Annotated in this window: 18 protein-coding genes; 8 read left to right on the top strand and 10 right to left on the bottom strand. The window is 72.6% G+C overall.

Translation table 11 applies throughout. The annotated features are described in order from the left end of the window. Positions 1-16 precede the first annotated feature (16 nt). The gene (locus IG69_RS20190) at positions 17-358 is read left to right on the top strand and encodes a hypothetical protein (RefSeq protein ID WP_051750431.1); all 342 of its coding nucleotides are present in this window, start codon (positions 17-19) and stop codon (positions 356-358) included. Between the two features lie 7 nt (positions 359-365). On the opposite strand, the gene IG69_RS0110845 is transcribed toward IG69_RS20190, so the two are convergent. From IG69_RS0110845 to IG69_RS0110855, 3 genes are all read right to left on the bottom strand, one after another. Continuing rightward, entirely contained in the window at positions 366-995 is a 630-nt protein-coding gene (locus tag IG69_RS0110845) for a class II aldolase/adducin family protein (protein WP_030528187.1), read from the bottom strand. A gap of 36 nt (positions 996-1,031) precedes the next feature. After that, positions 1,032-1,604 (bottom strand): dihydrofolate reductase family protein, encoded by a 573-nt coding sequence (locus IG69_RS0110850; RefSeq protein WP_030528188.1) that lies wholly within the window; start codon positions 1,602-1,604, stop codon positions 1,032-1,034. A 151-nt stretch (positions 1,605-1,755) separates the two neighbouring features. Then, positions 1,756-2,196: an Hsp20/alpha crystallin family protein gene (locus tag IG69_RS0110855; RefSeq protein ID WP_030528189.1), complete on the bottom strand. Its 441-nt coding sequence runs from the start codon at positions 2,194-2,196 to the stop codon at positions 1,756-1,758. A 170-nt stretch (positions 2,197-2,366) separates the two neighbouring features. On the opposite strand from IG69_RS0110855, the gene IG69_RS0110860 reads away from it, so the two are divergent. From IG69_RS0110860 to mobA, 4 genes are all read left to right on the top strand, one after another. Further along, positions 2,367-3,137, top strand: a complete 771-nt coding sequence (locus IG69_RS0110860) for a thioesterase family protein (RefSeq protein WP_030528190.1) — start codon at positions 2,367-2,369, stop codon at positions 3,135-3,137. Positions 3,138-3,200: 63 nt separating this feature from the next. Beyond that, complete coding sequence (locus tag IG69_RS0110865) at positions 3,201-3,500, top strand: ArsR/SmtB family transcription factor (RefSeq protein ID WP_342666161.1); 300 nt, start codon at positions 3,201-3,203, stop codon at positions 3,498-3,500. After that, on the top strand, positions 3,497-4,393 hold the full coding sequence (locus IG69_RS0110870; protein ID WP_030528192.1) for a cation diffusion facilitator family transporter: 897 nt from the start codon (positions 3,497-3,499) through the stop codon (positions 4,391-4,393). Before IG69_RS0110865 ends, IG69_RS0110870 begins: the two co-directional genes overlap by 4 nt. Further along, on the top strand, positions 4,390-4,992 hold the full coding sequence (mobA, locus tag IG69_RS20195) for a molybdenum cofactor guanylyltransferase (protein WP_051750432.1): 603 nt from the start codon (positions 4,390-4,392) through the stop codon (positions 4,990-4,992). The genes IG69_RS0110870 and mobA overlap by 4 nt, the downstream gene beginning before the upstream one ends. 16 nt (positions 4,993-5,008) lie before the next feature. On the opposite strand, the gene IG69_RS0110880 is transcribed toward mobA, so the two are convergent. From IG69_RS0110880 to glnA, 4 genes are all read right to left on the bottom strand, one after another. Continuing rightward, positions 5,009-5,941: a hypothetical protein gene (locus IG69_RS0110880; RefSeq protein WP_030528193.1), complete on the bottom strand. Its 933-nt coding sequence runs from the start codon at positions 5,939-5,941 to the stop codon at positions 5,009-5,011. A gap of 116 nt (positions 5,942-6,057) precedes the next feature. Continuing rightward, on the bottom strand, positions 6,058-7,254 hold the full coding sequence (locus IG69_RS0110885) for an outer membrane protein assembly factor BamB family protein (RefSeq protein WP_030528194.1): 1,197 nt from the start codon (positions 7,252-7,254) through the stop codon (positions 6,058-6,060). 188 nt (positions 7,255-7,442) lie between these two features. Next, complete coding sequence (locus tag IG69_RS0110890; protein WP_030528195.1) at positions 7,443-8,270, bottom strand: LLM class flavin-dependent oxidoreductase; 828 nt, start codon at positions 8,268-8,270, stop codon at positions 7,443-7,445. 102 nt (positions 8,271-8,372) lie between these two features. Further along, positions 8,373-9,797, bottom strand: a complete 1,425-nt coding sequence (gene glnA, locus IG69_RS0110895) for a type I glutamate--ammonia ligase (RefSeq protein WP_030528196.1) — start codon at positions 9,795-9,797, stop codon at positions 8,373-8,375. 188 nt (positions 9,798-9,985) lie between these two features. Between glnA and IG69_RS21015 the strand changes: the two genes are divergently transcribed. Further along, entirely contained in the window at positions 9,986-10,432 is a 447-nt protein-coding gene (locus IG69_RS21015; protein ID WP_051750433.1) for an RDD family protein, read from the top strand. Between the two features lie 21 nt (positions 10,433-10,453). Here IG69_RS21015 and IG69_RS0110905 read toward each other — a convergent pair whose 3' ends face one another. From IG69_RS0110905 to lipB, 3 genes are read right to left on the bottom strand one after another with little or no spacing between them, the layout of a single operon-like run. Further along, positions 10,454-11,179, bottom strand: coding sequence for a DUF4191 domain-containing protein (locus tag IG69_RS0110905; protein ID WP_030528198.1), 726 nt, complete (start codon positions 11,177-11,179; stop codon positions 10,454-10,456). A gap of 59 nt (positions 11,180-11,238) precedes the next feature. Then, entirely contained in the window at positions 11,239-12,264 is a 1,026-nt protein-coding gene (gene lipA / locus IG69_RS0110910; RefSeq protein WP_030528199.1) for a lipoyl synthase, read from the bottom strand. A 57-nt stretch (positions 12,265-12,321) separates the two neighbouring features. Continuing rightward, positions 12,322-12,960: a lipoyl(octanoyl) transferase LipB gene (gene lipB, locus IG69_RS0110915; RefSeq protein WP_030528200.1), complete on the bottom strand. Its 639-nt coding sequence runs from the start codon at positions 12,958-12,960 to the stop codon at positions 12,322-12,324. Between the two features lie 71 nt (positions 12,961-13,031). Here lipB and IG69_RS0110920 point away from each other — a divergent pair, with 71 nt between their 5' ends. Beyond that, positions 13,032-15,320 (top strand): MMPL family transporter, encoded by a 2,289-nt coding sequence (locus tag IG69_RS0110920; RefSeq protein WP_084696729.1) that lies wholly within the window; start codon positions 13,032-13,034, stop codon positions 15,318-15,320. Next, a complete protein-coding gene (locus IG69_RS0110925) occupies positions 15,317-16,348 on the top strand; it encodes a Gfo/Idh/MocA family protein (protein ID WP_030528202.1) in 1,032 nt (343 codons plus the stop codon). The genes IG69_RS0110920 and IG69_RS0110925 overlap by 4 nt, the downstream gene beginning before the upstream one ends. Position 16,349: the final 1 nt, after the last annotated feature.

A 16,349-nucleotide genomic window follows, 5' to 3' on the forward strand; every position in this document is an offset into this window, starting at 1 on the left:
CCTTGCGCGGCTTGGCGTGCTCCGCGACCGGGATCTGCAGCGTCAGGACGCCGCCGTCGTAGCTGGCCTCGTCGCCTCGGCACCGGGGCCCGATGCGTCGGAGCAGCTGCGCGGCGGGCGGCTGCTCGGCCCGATGGAGCGCGTCCTCATCATCGGCCTCGGCCTCGCCGGTCAGCTCGGCGCCGCCGGGCTCGTCATCGCCGCCAAGGGCCTCATCCGCTTCCCCGAGCTGCAGAGCAAGCGCTCCGAGCGCGAGTCGGTCGACGGCGTCGGCATCGACGAGGTGACGGAGTACTTCCTCGTCGGGTCCTTCGTGTCGTGGCTGCTCGCGCTCGGCACGCTCGTCCTCGCCCGCTGACGCCCGCTCAGACGTCGATGATGCGGCCCCGGTACTCGGCCGGGAAGTCGGCCGTCGTGTCGCCCGCGACGAGCAGCCGGTAGGTCATTGCGGCCGCCTCTTCGAGGTTGAGGGCGCGACGCAGGGCCATCGGCACGGTGTCGCCGAGGGTCGAGCAGCCGTGGTGGGCGAGGACGACGGCGTCGTGGTCACGGGCCGCGTCGGCCGCCGCCCGGGCGAGCTCCTCGGTGCCGGAGGGGAGGAACGGCACCCGTCCGGCGGAGCCGAGGTAGTACTGGTGGTCGAGGGTCGTGAACCGGATGGGCGCCCCGAGCAGGTCGACGAGCAGGACGTGCTGCGGGTGGAGGTGGACGATGGCGCCCACGTCCGGGCGGGCCGCGTAGGTGCGGGCGTGCAGCTTCCACTCGACCGAGGGCCGCTCTGCGCCGCCGCGGTGCTCGCCGTCGAGCGACAGCTCGGCGAACTCCTCGGGACGCAGGCGGTCCAGCCACGTCCCGGTGCCGGTGACGACGAACGCGTCAGTGTCGGGCAGCCGGGCCGACAGGTTGCCGCCCGAGGCCTGGACGAGGCCGCGCTCGACGACGTGCCGACCGGTGTCGACGAGCTGCTCCAGGAGGTCGGCGCGGGTCGGGGTCACGAGGTGATCATGGCGCACGCCGGAGCGCGGGCCGGGTCAGGCGCGCACGTACCGCGTGAGGAGCACGCCGTGGGGGAGCGGGGTGCTGCTCGCGAGGCGCCACGCGGCGGGGTCGGCCGCGCCGCGCACGAGCGGCACGCCCTCGCCGAGGAGCACCGGGTTGACCTTGAGGTGCAGCTCGTCGACCTCGTCGAGCAGCTGGCCGGCGAGGTCGCCGCCGCCGCAGAGCCAGACGGCGAGCCCGTCTTCCTCGGCCTTGAGCGCCCGCACGAGGGCGACCGGGTCGTCGTGGACGACCGTGACGGTCGGGTCCTCGGGCAGGTCCTCGCGCCGGGTCACGACGTACTGCCGCAGGTGCGGGTAGGCGCTGGTCAGGCCCGCGTCGAGAGCGGGCTGGTGGGTGGCGCGACCCATGACGACGGTGTCGAAGTGCCGCGGCGGGGCGTCGACCCCGAGCGCGGCCCGCACGTGCGCCGGGCAGGTCTCCGGGTACTCCGCGAAGAGCGCCGCGAGGGTGTCGGGCGCGACCGGGAAGGCCGAGGCATCCCCGGCGGGGTCGGCGATGAAGCCGTCGAGGGAGGTCGCGACGTAGTAGACGAGGCGGCGCACGGTGCTCCTGGGGTCGGTGGTCGTGGTGCGGGGCCGGACGGCCGCCGTCGACCGTACGCGCACAGCCGGCCCCGTCGCACGCCGGTTGCTCGTGCGCAACGGACGGCGCCGCCCACGACCGTGGGCGGCGCCGCCGTGCGGACGCGTGCGCTCAGACCGTGGCCGGCTGCTTGGCCTCGGCCTCGATGCTGCGGCGCGAGCCGCTGTGGTTGACGCTGATCTTCCGGGGACGCGCCTCCTCGGCGACGGGGATGGTCAGCGTGAGGACCCCGTCGGCGTAGTCGGCCGCGATGCGGTCCAGCGCCACGCCGTGGCCGAGGGTCAGCTGTCGGGCGAAGGTGCCGGTCGGGCGCTCGTGCGAGAGCCACTGGACCTCGCCGCCCGGTGCCTCGCGGCGCTCGGCCCGGATCGTCAGCGTCCGGTCCTCGACGTCGACGTCGATCGACGCGGGGTCGACGCCGGGCAGGTCGATCCGCGCGACGAAGGCGTCGGCCGACCGCACGAGGTCCATCGGCATGGCGGTCGCCGCGGGACGGAAGCTGCCCGTGAGCATGCGGTCGAGGTCGCGGAACGGGTCGAAGGTGGTGGCCATGGGAACCTCCTCGGGATCGGTGGCGACCGGAGTCGCCATGAGTGGTGTGCACTCAAGTTTACGCAGCGGTGTTTGCTCAGGCAAGGGTTCGCGAGGACACCAAGGCGGCGTTCGCGCTCGCGTGCATCGGCGTGCGTAGGGTCTGGAGGACCCGACGAGAGGACGACGGCGTGGCGTACTTCCACCGGCTGGACGAGCACACCTTCCGCGCGAGCGAGCACACCGGCGGCGCGTGGCGCGAGGACGAGCAGCACATCGCGCCGGCCCTCGGCCTCCTCGCCCACGTCGTCGAGCGCGACCGGGACGCGCGCCGCGACGACGGGCTCGTGCTCTCGCGCCTCTGCTACGACATCCTCGGGACGGTCCCGGTCGCCGAGGTGGCCACCGAGGTGCGCGTCGTCCGGCCCGGACGGACCATCGAGCTCGTCGAGGCGAGCCTCTCGCACGCCGGCCGTCCGGTCGCGCTGCTGCGGGCCTGGCTCATGGCGGAGCGCGACACGGCCGCCGTCGCCGGGACCGCGTTGCCCGGCATCCCCGGACCCGACGAGCTCGAGGCCTGGGCGCCGGGTGAGACGTGGCCCGGTGGCTTCATCGGTGGTGTCGAGGTGCGCCGCCACCTCGAGGAGCCGGGCCGCGGGTGGTTCTGGGTGCGGACGCCGGTGCCGCTCGTCGAGGGCGAGCCGGTCGGTGCCACGGCGCGGGTCGCCGGCCTGCTCGACATCGCCAACGGGATGACGGTCCGTGCCGACCCACGCGAGGTGCACTACCCGAACATCGACCTCACGGCGCACCTGCTGCGTGAGCCCGTGGGGGAGTGGCTCGGCGTCGATGCGTCGATCACGTTCGGCGACAACGGCATCGGGCTGACCAGCAGCCGCCTGCACGATGCGAGGGGCCCGCTCGGGTCGCTCGCGCAGTGCGTCACGGTGCGCCCGCGCTGACGGGCTGCCGGGCCGGACGTGGCATCATGACATCTGAGCAGACGATCAGATGTCAGGAGAGACGTGGACGAGACGGACGAGATGGCCCGGGTCTTCCGGCTGCTCGGTGACCCGACGCGGGTCCGGCTGCTGCTGACGCTGCACGACGCGGGGGAGCTGTGCGTGCACGACCTCGCCGAGGCGACCCGGACGGCGGAGTCGACGGCGAGCCAGGCGCTGCGGCTGCTGCGCGCGTCGGGGGTCGTCGTCGGCCGGCGCGAGGGACGCCACGTCCACTACTCCCTCTCCGACGAGCACGTCCGCACGCTGCTCGGCGTCGCGCGCGACCACGCCCGGCACGGCGCCAGGGCGGCCACCGCGTGAGCGGCTCGCACGGCCACGGTGGGCACGCCGGCGGGCGGCACCGCTGGCGGCTGGCCGTCGCGTTCGGCCTCGTTGCGGCCTTCTTCGTCGTCGAGCTGCTCGCCGGCCTCGCGTCGGGCTCGCTGGCCCTCCTCTCGGACGCCGGCCACATGGCGGCCGACGTCGTCACGCTCGGCGCGGCGCTCGTCGCGACCCGGATGGCGACGCGTCCGGACACGACCGGGCGGCGCACGTACGGCTCCTACCGGGCCGAGGTCTTCGCGTCCGGCTTCGCGGTCCTCGTCATGGTCGGGGTGTCGGTGTACGTCGTCGTCGAGGCCCTGCGTCGCCTCGGCGCCGAGCCGGAGGTGGCCTCCGGGACGATGGTGCGCGTCGGGGCGATCGGGCTCGTCGTCAACCTCGTCTCACTCGCCCTCCTGCGCGGCGGGGCGGCCGAGAGCCTCAACGTGCGGGGCGCCTACCTCGAGGTCCTCGCCGACGCCGCCGGGTCCGTCGGCGTCATCGTGGCGGCGCTCTTGGTGGGTGCGACCGGTAACCCGTTGTGGGACACCGTGGTCGCGCTGGCGATCGGCGTGTTCGTCCTCGTCCGCGCCGTGCACCTGGGGCGCGAGGTGCTGGCCGTGCTCGGCCAGCACGCCCCGGCCGGGGTCGACCCCGAGGCCGTGCGCACGGCGCTCGAGGAGGTCGACGGCGTCGTCGAGGTGCACGACCTGCACCTGTGGACGCTCACCTCCGGGATGGACGTCGCCACCGCGCACCTCGTGAGCGACGAGGCGGGGGAAGCGGTGCTGGAGCGGGCCGCCGGTGTCCTGCGCGAGCGGTTCGGGATCGCGCACGCGACGGTGCAGGTCGAGTCGCCCGGCGCCGCGGCCTGCCACGGGACCGACTGGTGACGGCGCCTCGGGAGGGCGTCCCGGTCGTCGTCCTCGCGGGCGGGTCGTCACGCCGCTTCGGGGCCGACAAGCTCGCGGCGCCCCTGGGTGGGTCGAGCGTGCTCGAGCGGGCGGTGGCGGGCATCCCGTCCGGGTGGCCGGTCGTCCTCGTCGGTCCTGCGCGCCCCTTGGCCCGTCCGGGAGCCCGATGGGTGCGCGAGGACCCGCCCGGCGGCGGTCCGCTGGCCGCGGTGCTCACGGGTCTCGCGGCGTGCGACGGCGACGTGGTCGCCGTGCTCGCCGGCGACATGCCGGCCGGTGGGGTGGTGCTGCCGTCGCTCGTCGCCGCGCTCGGTGCTGAAGAGACGGTCGGCGCCGCCGTCGCCGAGGACGACGAGGGCCGGGTCACGCCGCTGCTCGGCGTCTACCGGCGCTCGTCGTTGGCCCACCTCGGGCTCGGCACCGGCCACGGCGGCCGGGCGATGGCGCTGCTCGACGCCGGCTACGTCGCCGTGCGCGTCGGGACGGCCGCGGCGCGCGACGTCGACACGCCGCAGGCATTGGCCGAGGCCCAGGCCGACCTGGGGGCCACCCCGGATGTCTCTGAGACGGAGAGCTGACGCTCCAGGACCCGTGTCAGAAGTCCGGGGTGAGGAACATGGGGACCTCTCCCGTGGGAGGGGACGTCAACATCACCGCGTCGATGTCCACACGTGGTCTTCCGGCCGTTGCCTGGTTCGTCACCGTGATCGTGCTCGTGCCCTCGGTGAGCTGGCTCTGCCAGACGATGACCCGGTGCTTCCCGGTCGATGAGTAGGTGTCGACGGTCGTCGCGGCGCCGCCGTTGACCCGGATGCCGACTCGGCCTCGGTTGCTGTTCTTCTCCATGACGACCGCGAAGGTTTGACCGGGCCCGGTTGTCACCGCGTAGGTCAACGAGCTCCCGCCCTTCGTCGAGTACCACGTCGAGCCTGCGTCGAAGCAGACGCACGGGGCGGTCTGCCAGGTCCCCACTCGTGTCACACCCAGATCGCCGGTGTACGTCGAGTACGGGGGGTTGGGCTTGCCGTCCTGCTGCCACACAGAAACGAACGAACTCCCGCTGAGGCGGGACATCGCGGTGTTCCCGACGTGGTCTCTGGCCTTCACGGTGTACCGCACCCCACCCGGGCCGCCTCCGCACTGGCCGTCGTACGTGATGCCTCTGACATCGAAGGAGGTCTGGCTCGTGTCCTGGGCCTCGTAGGTCAAGACGTTGTCGCTGTATTCGATGACGTCGAAGCCCTGCAGCCCACTGCCCGCGTCGGTGGCGGACCAGGTGAGCCGCAACGGGATGTCGGAGTGGTAACCGACGGTGTCACACCAGTCGCTGGATGCCGTCGTCGCGTCGATGCTCTCGCCCAGCCGGAAGCTCAAGGGGTCGACCGACAGCGACGGGGTGACTCCTTCGGGGCTGTCGGACAGTCCAGCGGCGCTTCCGGAGCCCGGCAGAGCGCTCGCCGGAACGGCCACCAGGCTGGCGGCGACCACGACGCCGGCGAGGAAGGACGGAGCCGAGAATCTACGCACGATGACCCCCTGTGTCCTTGGTGCATCACGCCAAGTGGGGAGAACGTAGCAGCCACTTGCTCATCCGGGAAGAGCCGAAGATTAAATGTGCTCCTCGTAGCCACCGCCGTGTTCGGTCACCGGACGGCGTACACATCGATGTTGCGAGGGGTGATGTGGATGAGACGGCCACCCGCCACTTGTACGGACCCGCTTCCGAGGAAGGTGAACGGGCCCAGGAAGTCCTCGTCAGGTTCGGGAATCGGCTGTCCGGTGGTGGCGTTCAGGGGCTCTCGGCCGGGGATGACGTACACGAGGTCGCCGGCGAGGATGGCACTGGCTGCGGGAGTGGTCCTCGTGGCCTTCCAGGCCCGGGCTCCCGTTGTCCGGTTCAGCGCGCAGATGCTGCCGGAGTCGCACGTGACCAGCAGCCGTGACGGCCCCGCCGCGAGAACTGCACCCTTCTCGGCAGAGGTCCATCTGAGCGTGCCGGTGGGGCCGAGCGCGGAGATCCTGCCGAGTGGGTCCGTCGCATAGATGTTCGGCGAGGTGGTGCCGCTGGGATCGGCGCGCAGATAGGTCCACCCTGCCGGCTTGGTCCAGTTCGTCGCTCCCGCCTTGGAGAACGAGATGGCGCCACAGGTCGTCATGATGTTGTCGTTGGACGCGAACAATCCACCTGCGGGGCCGTATTGAGATCTGGAGCACCCATCTCGGGTCCACATCTGAGCGCCGGTAGTGGCGTTGTATGCCCACACCGTCCTGACGCCGCCACCAGGAGCCTCGCCGTCGGACAGCACGGTGTTGCCTGACACCAGCATGCTGAGGTTGTACCCGGAGCGGCCGGCCGACCACACCTGCCGCCCGGTGGCGATGTCGAGGCCCCTGACGGTGACCCCGGGATCGCTCTGCGACCAGCACCCTCCACTTCCCTGGATGATGACGCGAGATCCTGTGACGGCGATGTCCGTCACCCTGTAGCCGTCGGATCCTCCCAGATCCGTGCCCCGCCACAGAGGCTGGCCTGTTGCCAGGTCGACGGCGACGACCCGCCGGCCGTCGAAGTAGTAGAGCGCGGTCGCCGTCGACACCGCGGCGTGCTCGCTGGGGCGACCGCACGCACCGTAGTCCGGGAGTCGCCCGAGTGAGTACTCCACGCTCAGGTTCAGCACCGAACCGGCCGTGATCGTTGTCTCGTTGAGGCTGCGGTTACTGTGGGCCGCATCGCTCTGGGGCTGCAGCCAGGTCGATGTCGAGGCCGCCCCCGTGGCCCCCATGGAAGATCCGGTCAGCCCCAGGCTCAGCCCCAAGCCCGCCGCGACGATCGAGATCACACGTCTCATGTCACGCTCCCACGACGCAAGTTGATCCGAGGACGCCGGCGAGGAAGGACGGAACTGAGAACCTACGCACGATGAACCCCCTGTGACCTTGGTGCACCACCCCAAGTGGGGGAGAACGTAGCAGCCGGTCGGGCGTCCGGGAAGCCCCCGAGAGCCCGACGTTGCCGCCGTGCGGGGGTCTACCGACCCTCGAGCATCTCGACGACGGGCGCGAGGACGTCGGCCGCGTCAGCGCCGATGACGACGTAGCTGGCGCCGAGCTCCTCCCGTCGGCGCAGCAGTTCCTCGGCGGCGGCGACCGGGTCCTCGGGGAGGACGGCGAGGGAGTCCGCGGCCCGCAGCGCCGCCGGGTCGGTGTCGCGGACGGAGGCCATGAACGCGGCGACCCGGTCGCCGACGACGGGCACGTGGAGGGCGACCTCGACGTCGCGGACCGCGGTGACCTCGCGCACCCGGCGCGCGACGTCCGCGCGACGGTCGGTCGGGGCGTGGGCGACCGTCACCGTGTCGGCGACCTCGGCGGCGAGGGCGCGCGACAGCGGTCCTCGGACCGCGACGGCGACGGGCGTCGTGTGGGCGGCGCCGTCGAGGTGGCGGAGAGCATCGACCGTGGCCCCCAGTAGCTCCACTCCGGTCGACGGCGAGACCGGGTCTGGAACCGGGACACCGCGTTCCGCGAGGAACTCGCCCAGGCCGGGTCGGCCGGTCCCGAGGCCCAGCTCGAAGCGACCCTCGGTGAGGACGGTGAGGGAATGAGCCTCCCACGCGGTCACCCACGGCGGGCGGACCAGCGCCGCGGTGACCCAGGTCCCGACCCGCAACGGCGTCACCGCAGCTGCCATGGCCAGCGTCGCGGTGGGGGAGGGCTGCCAGCCGGGCACGTCGGGTGCGAGGACCGTGGAGTACCCCTGGTCGGCGATCCGGCGGCAGCCGTCGAGCCAGGAGCGGACGTCGTCGCCCAGCGGGGCGAGAACGCCGAACCGGAAGGGGCGAAGAGGGGTTGGCATGGTGGGGCAGACCCTAGGGGCGGACGGTTCTCATCGGCCACCACAAGACGCGACGACGCCCCCGCCGGACGGACCGGCGGGGGCGTCGTGACACGCGACGGCTCAGATGTCGAAGTACATCTCGAACTCGTGCGGGTGCGGGCGGAAGCGGATCGGGTCCACCTCGTTCTTGCGCTTCCACTCGATCCACGTGGCGATGAGGTCCTCGGTGAAGACGTCGCCCTCGAGGAGGAACTCGTGGTCGGCCTCGAGCGCGTCGAGGACGGCCGGCAGCGAGCCGGGGACCTGCGCGATGGCCTCGTGCTCCTCGGGCGGCAGCTCGTAGAGGTCCTTGTCCACGGGCTCCGGCGGCTCGATGCGGTTGCGGATGCCGTCGAGACCGGCCATCAGCTGCGCCGCGAAGCACAGGTACGGGTTGGACGACGGGTCCGGGATGCGGAACTCGATGCGCTTGGCCTTCGGGCTGTCGCCGGCGATCGGGATGCGGACGCAGGCGGAGCGGTTGCGGGCCGAGTACACGAGGTTGACCGGGGCCTCGTAGCCGGGCACCAGGCGGTGGTAGCTGTTGACCGTCGGGTTGGTGAAGGCGAGCAGCGCCGGGGCGTGCTTGAGCAGACCGCCGATGTACCAGCGCGCGAGGTCGGAGAGACCGCCGTAGCCGCGCTCGTCGTAGAACAGCGGCTCGCCGTCCTTCCAGAGCGACTGGTGGGTGTGCATGCCCGAGCCGTTGTCGCCGAAGATCGGCTTCGGCATGAAGGTGGCGGTCTTGCCGCCCTCCCACACGGTGTTCTTGACGACGTACTTGAACTTCATCATGTCGTCGCCGGACTGGAGCAGGGTGTTGAACCGGTAGTTGATCTCCTGCTGGCCCGCGGTGCCCACCTCGTGGTGGCTGCGCTCGACCTCGATGCCCACCTTGGCCAGGTTGAGGCAGATCTTGTCGCGGGTGTCGGCGAAGTGGTCGACCGGCGGGACGGGGAAGTAGCCGCCCTTGTAGCGGGTCTTGTACCCGCGGTTGCCGCCGTCCTCGACGCGGCCGGTGTTCCACGCGGCCTCGACGGAGTCGATGTAGTAGTAGCTGGCGTTCGCCTTGGTCTCGAAGCGCACGTCGTCGAAGACGTAGAACTCGGCCTCGGCGCCGAAGAAGGCGGTGTCGGCGATGCCCGTCGACTTGAGGTACGCCTCGGCCTTCGCGGCGATGTTGCGCGGGTCGCGGCTGTAGGGCTCACCGGTGAAGGGGTCGACGATCGAGAAGTTCATGATGAGCGTCTTCTCGGCGCGGAACGGGTCGACATAGGCCGTCGTCGGGTCCGGGATGAGCTTCATGTCGGACTCGTGGATGGCCTGGAAGCCGCGGATCGAGGATCCGTCGAACATCTGGCCGTTGGTGAAGAAGTCCTCGTCGACCGAGGCGGCGGGCACGTTGAAGTGCTGCATGACGCCGGGAAGGTCGCAGAACCGGATGTCGACGAACGTGATGTCCTCGTCCTTGATGAAGGAGAGGACCTCGTCAGCGGAGCTGAACACTGTGTTGAACCTCCTGGTTCGGTGCAGGGGCTATGGGAGCCAGCCCTGATGGCGTTGCCGACGACGTTAGGGCGGGGCGGTTTCCCGACCGTGACCCGGATGTTTCGCCGACGTAACGCCAGCCACCGTATCAAGGTGTGGGACGACGCGCCCGAAGCGTGGAACGCGTCGCCGCGTACGCTGGTGGCGTGCCGCCGACCTCCACCCCGCCGAGCCCCACCGCGACCCCGGCGGACGCCACGCTGCTGCGCCGCTTCGTCGGCTTCGTCGTCGACTGGACGCTCAGCGCCCTCGTGACCTTCCTCGTCCTGCCCTTCGACCTCGCGCAGCCGGGGGAGACCCCGCCGATGGTCCTCGGCCTGCCGACGAGCAGCTGGGCCGTCGCCGGCGTCTACGTCGTGCTGAGCACCGTGCTCGTCTCGGTCACCGGCTCGAGCGTCGGCCACCGGCTCGTGGGTCTGCAGGTGTGGCAGGTGCGCCGGCGGGTCTTCCCGCTCCAGGTGCTCCTGCGCTCGGTGCTCGCCGCGCTCGTCCTCCCGGCGCTGTTCACCGCCGGCGGCCGCGGCCTGCACGACCTCGCCGCGGGCACCCGCATCGTCCGGCCGGGGGTGCCGGCCACGCCGCCCGCCGCCTGAGCGGCGCGGGCGCGCGAGCCGTCAGCGGCCCCGCATCGCCTTGCGGTCCATGCGCGCCTTCGTCGGGTCGATGCCCTTGGGCACCGGGGGCTTGAGGCCGCCGAGGGACTTCAGGCGCTTGTTGACGACCGACACCTCGGCCTTGGTGAGCACCGGACGCATCCGGGTCAGCTTGCCGGAGATCTTCTTGACGGGGACCTGGTCCTCGCCGTCGCCGACGGTCCACAGGTGGACGGGCACGCCGGGGGCGACCCGGGCGACCTTCTTCTCCTCCTGCTTGAGCAGCTTGGCGACGCGGCCGGCAGGGCCCTCGCCGATGAGGACGACGCCCGGGCGGCCGAGGGCGCGGAAGACCATCGCGGCGCCGGCCATGTCCTGGGCCCGCGTCCCGCGCGCGCCCTCCATCGCCACCGGCTCCTGCGCGGCGTACCAGCCACGCCGGCCCATGCCGGTCAGGGCGGCACCGGCGGCGCCGACCTGCCCGTCGAGCGCCTTGTACATCGCCGTGTTGCCGCGGCGGTTCATGACGATGACGGCGGCGAGGAACGCCGAGGGGATGGCGATGATGGCCGCGTAGATCAGCCAGCCGCCGCCGAAGATCGCGCCGATGCCGACGATGACCGCCGCCGTGAGCAGCGCGGCCCCGAGCATCCACCACCCGAGCTTCGGGTCGAGCGACTTGATCGCCTGGTAGGCCTGCCGGATCTCGGCGATGCGGCCCTGCTTCTTCTCGGGTGCGTCGGACACGGGGGAGGTGCTCCTGGTCGAGGACGGTGCGGTCGCCCGCGAGTGCGGGGACGCGGGCCTCAGGATACGGGCCGAGCCGCCTTGGCGACCAACGACGCCGCCTCCTGGCGAGCGGGGTCGTTCGCGGCCTGCGCGAGGTGCGCGAGGTGCTCGGGGATCGGACGGCCCCAGCGGCGCATCGCCGTGGCCCAGAGGCGGCCGGCGCGGTAGGACGAGCGGACGAGCGGCCCGGCCATGACGCCCTTGAACCCGACCTCGTCGGCGACCTCGGACCAGTGGACGAACTCCTCGGGCTTGACCCACCGGTCGATCGGGTGGTGCAGCGGCGAGGGGCGCAGGTACTGCGTGATCGTCAGGATGTCGCAGCCCGCGTCGTGGAGGTCGCGGATGGCCTCCTCGATCTCGTGGTCCTCCTCGCCCATCCCGAGGATGAGGTTGGACTTGGTGACCAGGCCGGCCTCGCGGGCCATCGAGAGGACCTTGAGGGACTTCTCGTAGGTGAACGCGGGCCGGATGCGGCGGAAGATGCGCGGCACCGTCTCGAGGTTGTGCGCGAAGACCTCCGGCCGCGCGTCGAAGACCTGCCCCACGAGCTCCGGCTTCGCGCCGAAGTCGGGCGGGAGGATTTCGACGCCCGTGTTGGGGTTGAGCGCGTGGATCTGCCGGATGGTGTCGGCGTAGAGGCCGGCCGCGCCGTCGGCGAGGTCGTCGCGCGCGACACCGGTGACGGTGGCGTAGCGCAGCCCCATCGTCGCGACCGACTCCGCGACCCGGCGCGGCTCGTCGAGGTCGAGCGGCTGCGGGCGCCCGGTGGCGATGTCGCAGAAGTCGCAGCGGCGCGTGCAGGTGTCACCGCCGATGAGGAAGGTCGCCTCGCGGTCCTCCCAGCACTCGAAGATGTTGGGACACCCGGCCTCCTGGCACACGGTGTGCAGGCCCTGGCCCTTCACCATCGAGTGGATCTGGGTGTACTCCGGCCCCATCCGGGCCGTGGTACGGATCCACTCGGGCTTGCGCTCGATCGGGGTCTCGGCGTTGCGCGCCTCGACCCGCAGCAGGCGGCGTCCCTCGGGTGCGACAGTCACGCGTTCAAGCCTACGCTCCGGTCCCGACAGCCCGGGACGGCGGTGCGGGGAGGGTGCTCAGGCGCGGCCGAGGACGTCGGCGAGGTGCTTCTCCGCGTAGGGCAGGACGTCCTGGACGGTGACCGTGCGCCCGGCCTCGCGGGAGATCGACGAGACGCCCGCGTCGGCGATGCCGCACGGGATGATGGCGTCGGCCCAGCCGAGGTCGGCGTCGCAGTTGAGCGCGAAGCCGTGCATCGTCACCCGGCGGCTGACCCGGACGCCGATGGCCCCGAGCTTGCGGTCCGGGCCGCGCTCGTCGGCGAGCACCCACACGCCGCTGCGGCCCTCGACCCGGACGACCTCGACGCCGAAATCAGCGCAGGTCCGGATCATCACCTCCTCGAGGCGACGCACGTGCGCGACGACGTCGATCGGCACCTCGGGCAGCCGGACGACCGGGTAGCCGACGAGCTGCCCGGGCCCGTGCCAGGTGATCTTGCCGCCACGGTCGACATCGATGACGGGCGTGCCGTCGACCGGGCGCTCGTGCGGCTCGGTGCGCTTGCCGGCCGTGTAGACCGCGGCGTGCTCGAGCAGCAGGGTCGTGTCCTCGAGGGTGCCGTCGACGACCTGCGCGTGCACCTCGCGCTGGGTGGCCCACCCGGCCTCGTAGTCGACGAGGTCGGGGGCGAAGCCGAGGTGCACGAAGCGCATGGCGCCCACGGTACGCCGAGGCCTGGGCGGACCCGGCGGACGGCCCGCCCGAACCTCAATACGCTGGGTCCATGAGCGCGGACACCGACACCCCCGAGGCCCCCGCCGACGACCCCCGGGCGAAGGCCCGGCGTCCCCGCTGGGCCCTGCTCGGCGCGGTCGCCGTCGTCCTGCTCTGGCTGCTCGTCGGCGGCATCGGCGGGCAGTCCCAGGGCAAGCTCGCCGGCGTCCAGTCCAACGACAACTCGACCTTCCTCCCCGCGCAGGCGGAGTCGACCCTCGTCAGCGACGCGGTCGCACGCTTCAGCGAGAGCACCGAGCTCCCCTACCTCGTCGTCGTCGAGCGGACCGGCGGCGGGCGCCTGGACGCCGGCGACCTCGAGGCGGTGCAGCGCTTCGCCGAGTCGGTGCCCTCCCTCGAGCTGCCCGGCCTCGGGGCCGGCCGGACGCTCGGTGACTACCTCGTGCCCGGGTCGCAGGTCGTGCCCGTCCCCGCCCAGGACGGCGAGGCGGTGCTCGTGTCGGTCCCGCTCGACGGCACGACGGGCACCGCGGCCTCCGGGGAGACGACGCCGCTCGCCGAGGGCGCGGACGCCCTGCGCGAGGCGCTGCGCACGGACCTCGCGGCCGACGGGCTCGAGGGGTACGTCGGCGGGCCGGGCGGGCTCATCGCCGACTTCTCCGAGGCGTTCGCCGGGATCGACGGGATCCTCCTGCTCGTCGCGCTCGTCGTCGTCCTCGTCATCCTGCTCGTCGTCTACCGCAGCCCGATCCTGCCGATCGCGGTGCTCGTCAGCGCGGTGCTCGGTCTGTCGGCCGCGGCGGCGGTCGTCTACCAGCTCGCGAAGAACGACGTCATCACACTGTCGGGCCAGTCGCAGGGCATCCTCTTCATCCTCGTCGTGGGCGCCGCCACCGACTACGCGCTCCTGCTCGTCAGCCGCTTCAAGGAGGCGCTGCACGACGAGGAGAGCTCGTGGGTCGCGCTGAAGAAGGCCTGGCGCGGCGCCGTCGAACCGGTCGGCGCGTCCGCGGCGACGGTCATCATCGGCCTGCTCTGCCTCCTGCTCGCCGAGCTGCGCAGCACCTCGGGCCTCGGCCCGGTCGGCGCCCTCGGCATCGCCGGCGCGCTCCTCGCGTCCCTCACCTTCCTGCCCGCCGTGCTCCTGCTCTTCGGCCGTCGCATCTTCTGGCCCTTCGCCCCGAAGGTCGACCACGCCCACGCCGAGGACGTCGTCGGCTCCGCCCGCGGCGTCTGGGGCCGGGTCGCCCGCCTCGTCGGCACGCACCCGCGCCGCACCTGGGTCGTCACCCTCGTCGCGCTGCTCGCGGCGGCGGCGTTCGTCCCCACCTTCAAGGCCGGCGGGGCCTCCATCGAGGAGACCTTCCTCACCGAGGTCGACTCCATCACCGCGCAGGAGGTCATCGCAGAGCACTTCGCGGCCGGTGCGGCCCAGCCGCTCCAGGTCGTCGTGCCGCAGGCCGACGCGGACGCGGCGCTCGAGCTCGTCTCGAAGGACCCCGGCATCGACTCGGCCTACCTCGGGCTCGTGCCCCCGCAGCCCGGCCAGGAAGCCCCGCCGCCGAAGGTCGTCGACGGCGACGTGCTCCTCCAGGCGACGACGAAGGACGCGGCCGACAGCGCGGGCGCGGAGGACACCGTCGAGCGGCTGCGCACCGACCTCGACGCCGTCAGCCCGGACGCGCTCGTCGGGGGCAACGCGGCCACGAACCTCGACGTCCTCGACGCCAGCGCGCGCGACCTGCGCGTCATCGTCCCGACGATCCTCGCGGTGATCTTCGTCATCCTCGCGCTGCTCCTGCGCTCGCTCGTCGCGCCGCTCGTCCTCGTCGTCGGCAACGTCGTGTCCTTCGGCGCCACGATCGGGATCTCGGCCCTCGTCTTCGACCACGTGCTCGGCTTCACCGGCGGCGACCCTGCGATCCCGTTGTACGGCTTCGTGTTCCTCGTCGCGCTGGGCATCGACTACTCGATCTTCCTCATGACGCGGGTGCGCGAGGAGTCGCTCGTGCGCGGCACGCGACCGGGCGTGCTCGTCGGCCTCGCCGTGACCGGCGGTGTCATCACGAGCGCGGGGATCGTCCTCGCGGCGACCTTCTCTGCGCTGTCGGTGCTGCCCATCCAGTTCCTCGTCCAGATCGCCTTCATCGTCGGCTTCGGCGTGCTGCTCGACACCTTCGTCGTCCGGTCGCTCCTCGTCCCCGCGATGGCCCACGACCTCGGTCCGCGGGTGTGGTGGCCGGCGCGGCTCGTCGCCGACGGCGGACGGTCCGGGCCGGGGCACCACGCGGCCGGGGCCCACCCGCCGGCCACCGAGCCGGCGGAGGGGTCGCGGTGACGCGGGTCGGGTTGGCGGGCTTCGGTTTCGCCGGGCGCGACATCCACGCACCGCGCCTGCGGGAGGCGGGCCTCGACGTCGTGGCCGTCTCGACGCGGGACGCCGCGCGGGCGGCGGCCGCGCGCTCCGACCTGCCCGGCGTCGAGGTCGTCGCCGACCTCGACGCGCTGCTCGCGGTCCCGGGCCTCGACCTCGTCGTGCTCGCCACCCCGAGCGGTGGCCACGCGGAGCAGGTGCGGGCCGTCGTCGACGCCGGCGTCGCCTGCGTCGTCGACAAGCCGCTCGCCGTCGACGCAGCCTCGGCCGCGGACGCGGTGCGGTACGCCGCGCGGGCCGGCGTGCCCCTCACCGTCTTCCAGAACCGGCGCTACGACCCGGAGCACGTGACGCTGGCGAAGGTCGTCGCCGACGGCCTCGTCGGGGAGCCGTTCCGCTACGAGATGCGCTGGGAGCGTTGGCGTCCCGTGCCGAAGGACCGCTGGCGCGAGAACGCCCCGCCCGAGGAGGGCGGTGGGCTGCTGCTGGACCTGCACACGCACCTCGTCGACGCCGCCGTCCGGCTGTTCGGCCCGGTGCGCTCGGTCGTGGCCACCGCGCACGCCCGCACCACCCGGGCGGAGGACGACGCGTTCCTCCTCTGCCGGCACGCCGGGGGAGTGGAGTCGCACCTCTCGGCCACGTCGCTCGCGGGGGCGCCGGGCCCACGGATCCGGTTGCTGGGCACCGCCGCCGCGTTCGTCCTGGCCGACTTCGAGGCCGAGGCGCACCCGTGGTCGGCACAGTCCGACCTCGACGCGGACCACGCCGGGTGGCTGTACCGCGGTGACGAGCGCCAGCCCGTCGCCCGCGCGTCGAGCAACCAGGCGGACCTCTACCGCGCCGTCGCCGCCGCGCTGTCGGCCGACGACCCGCAGGCCGCGATGCCCGTCGACCCCTGGGACGCCGTCCACGTCCTCGCGGTCGTCGACGCGGCCCGCGCCTCGGCGCGCGAGGAGCGGGTGGTCGCGGTCGTCGACCCACCGCGCTGAC

Source organism: Phycicoccus jejuensis (genome assembly GCF_000720925.1).
GTDB classification, from domain to species: domain Bacteria; phylum Actinomycetota; class Actinomycetes; order Actinomycetales; family Dermatophilaceae; genus Phycicoccus; species Phycicoccus jejuensis.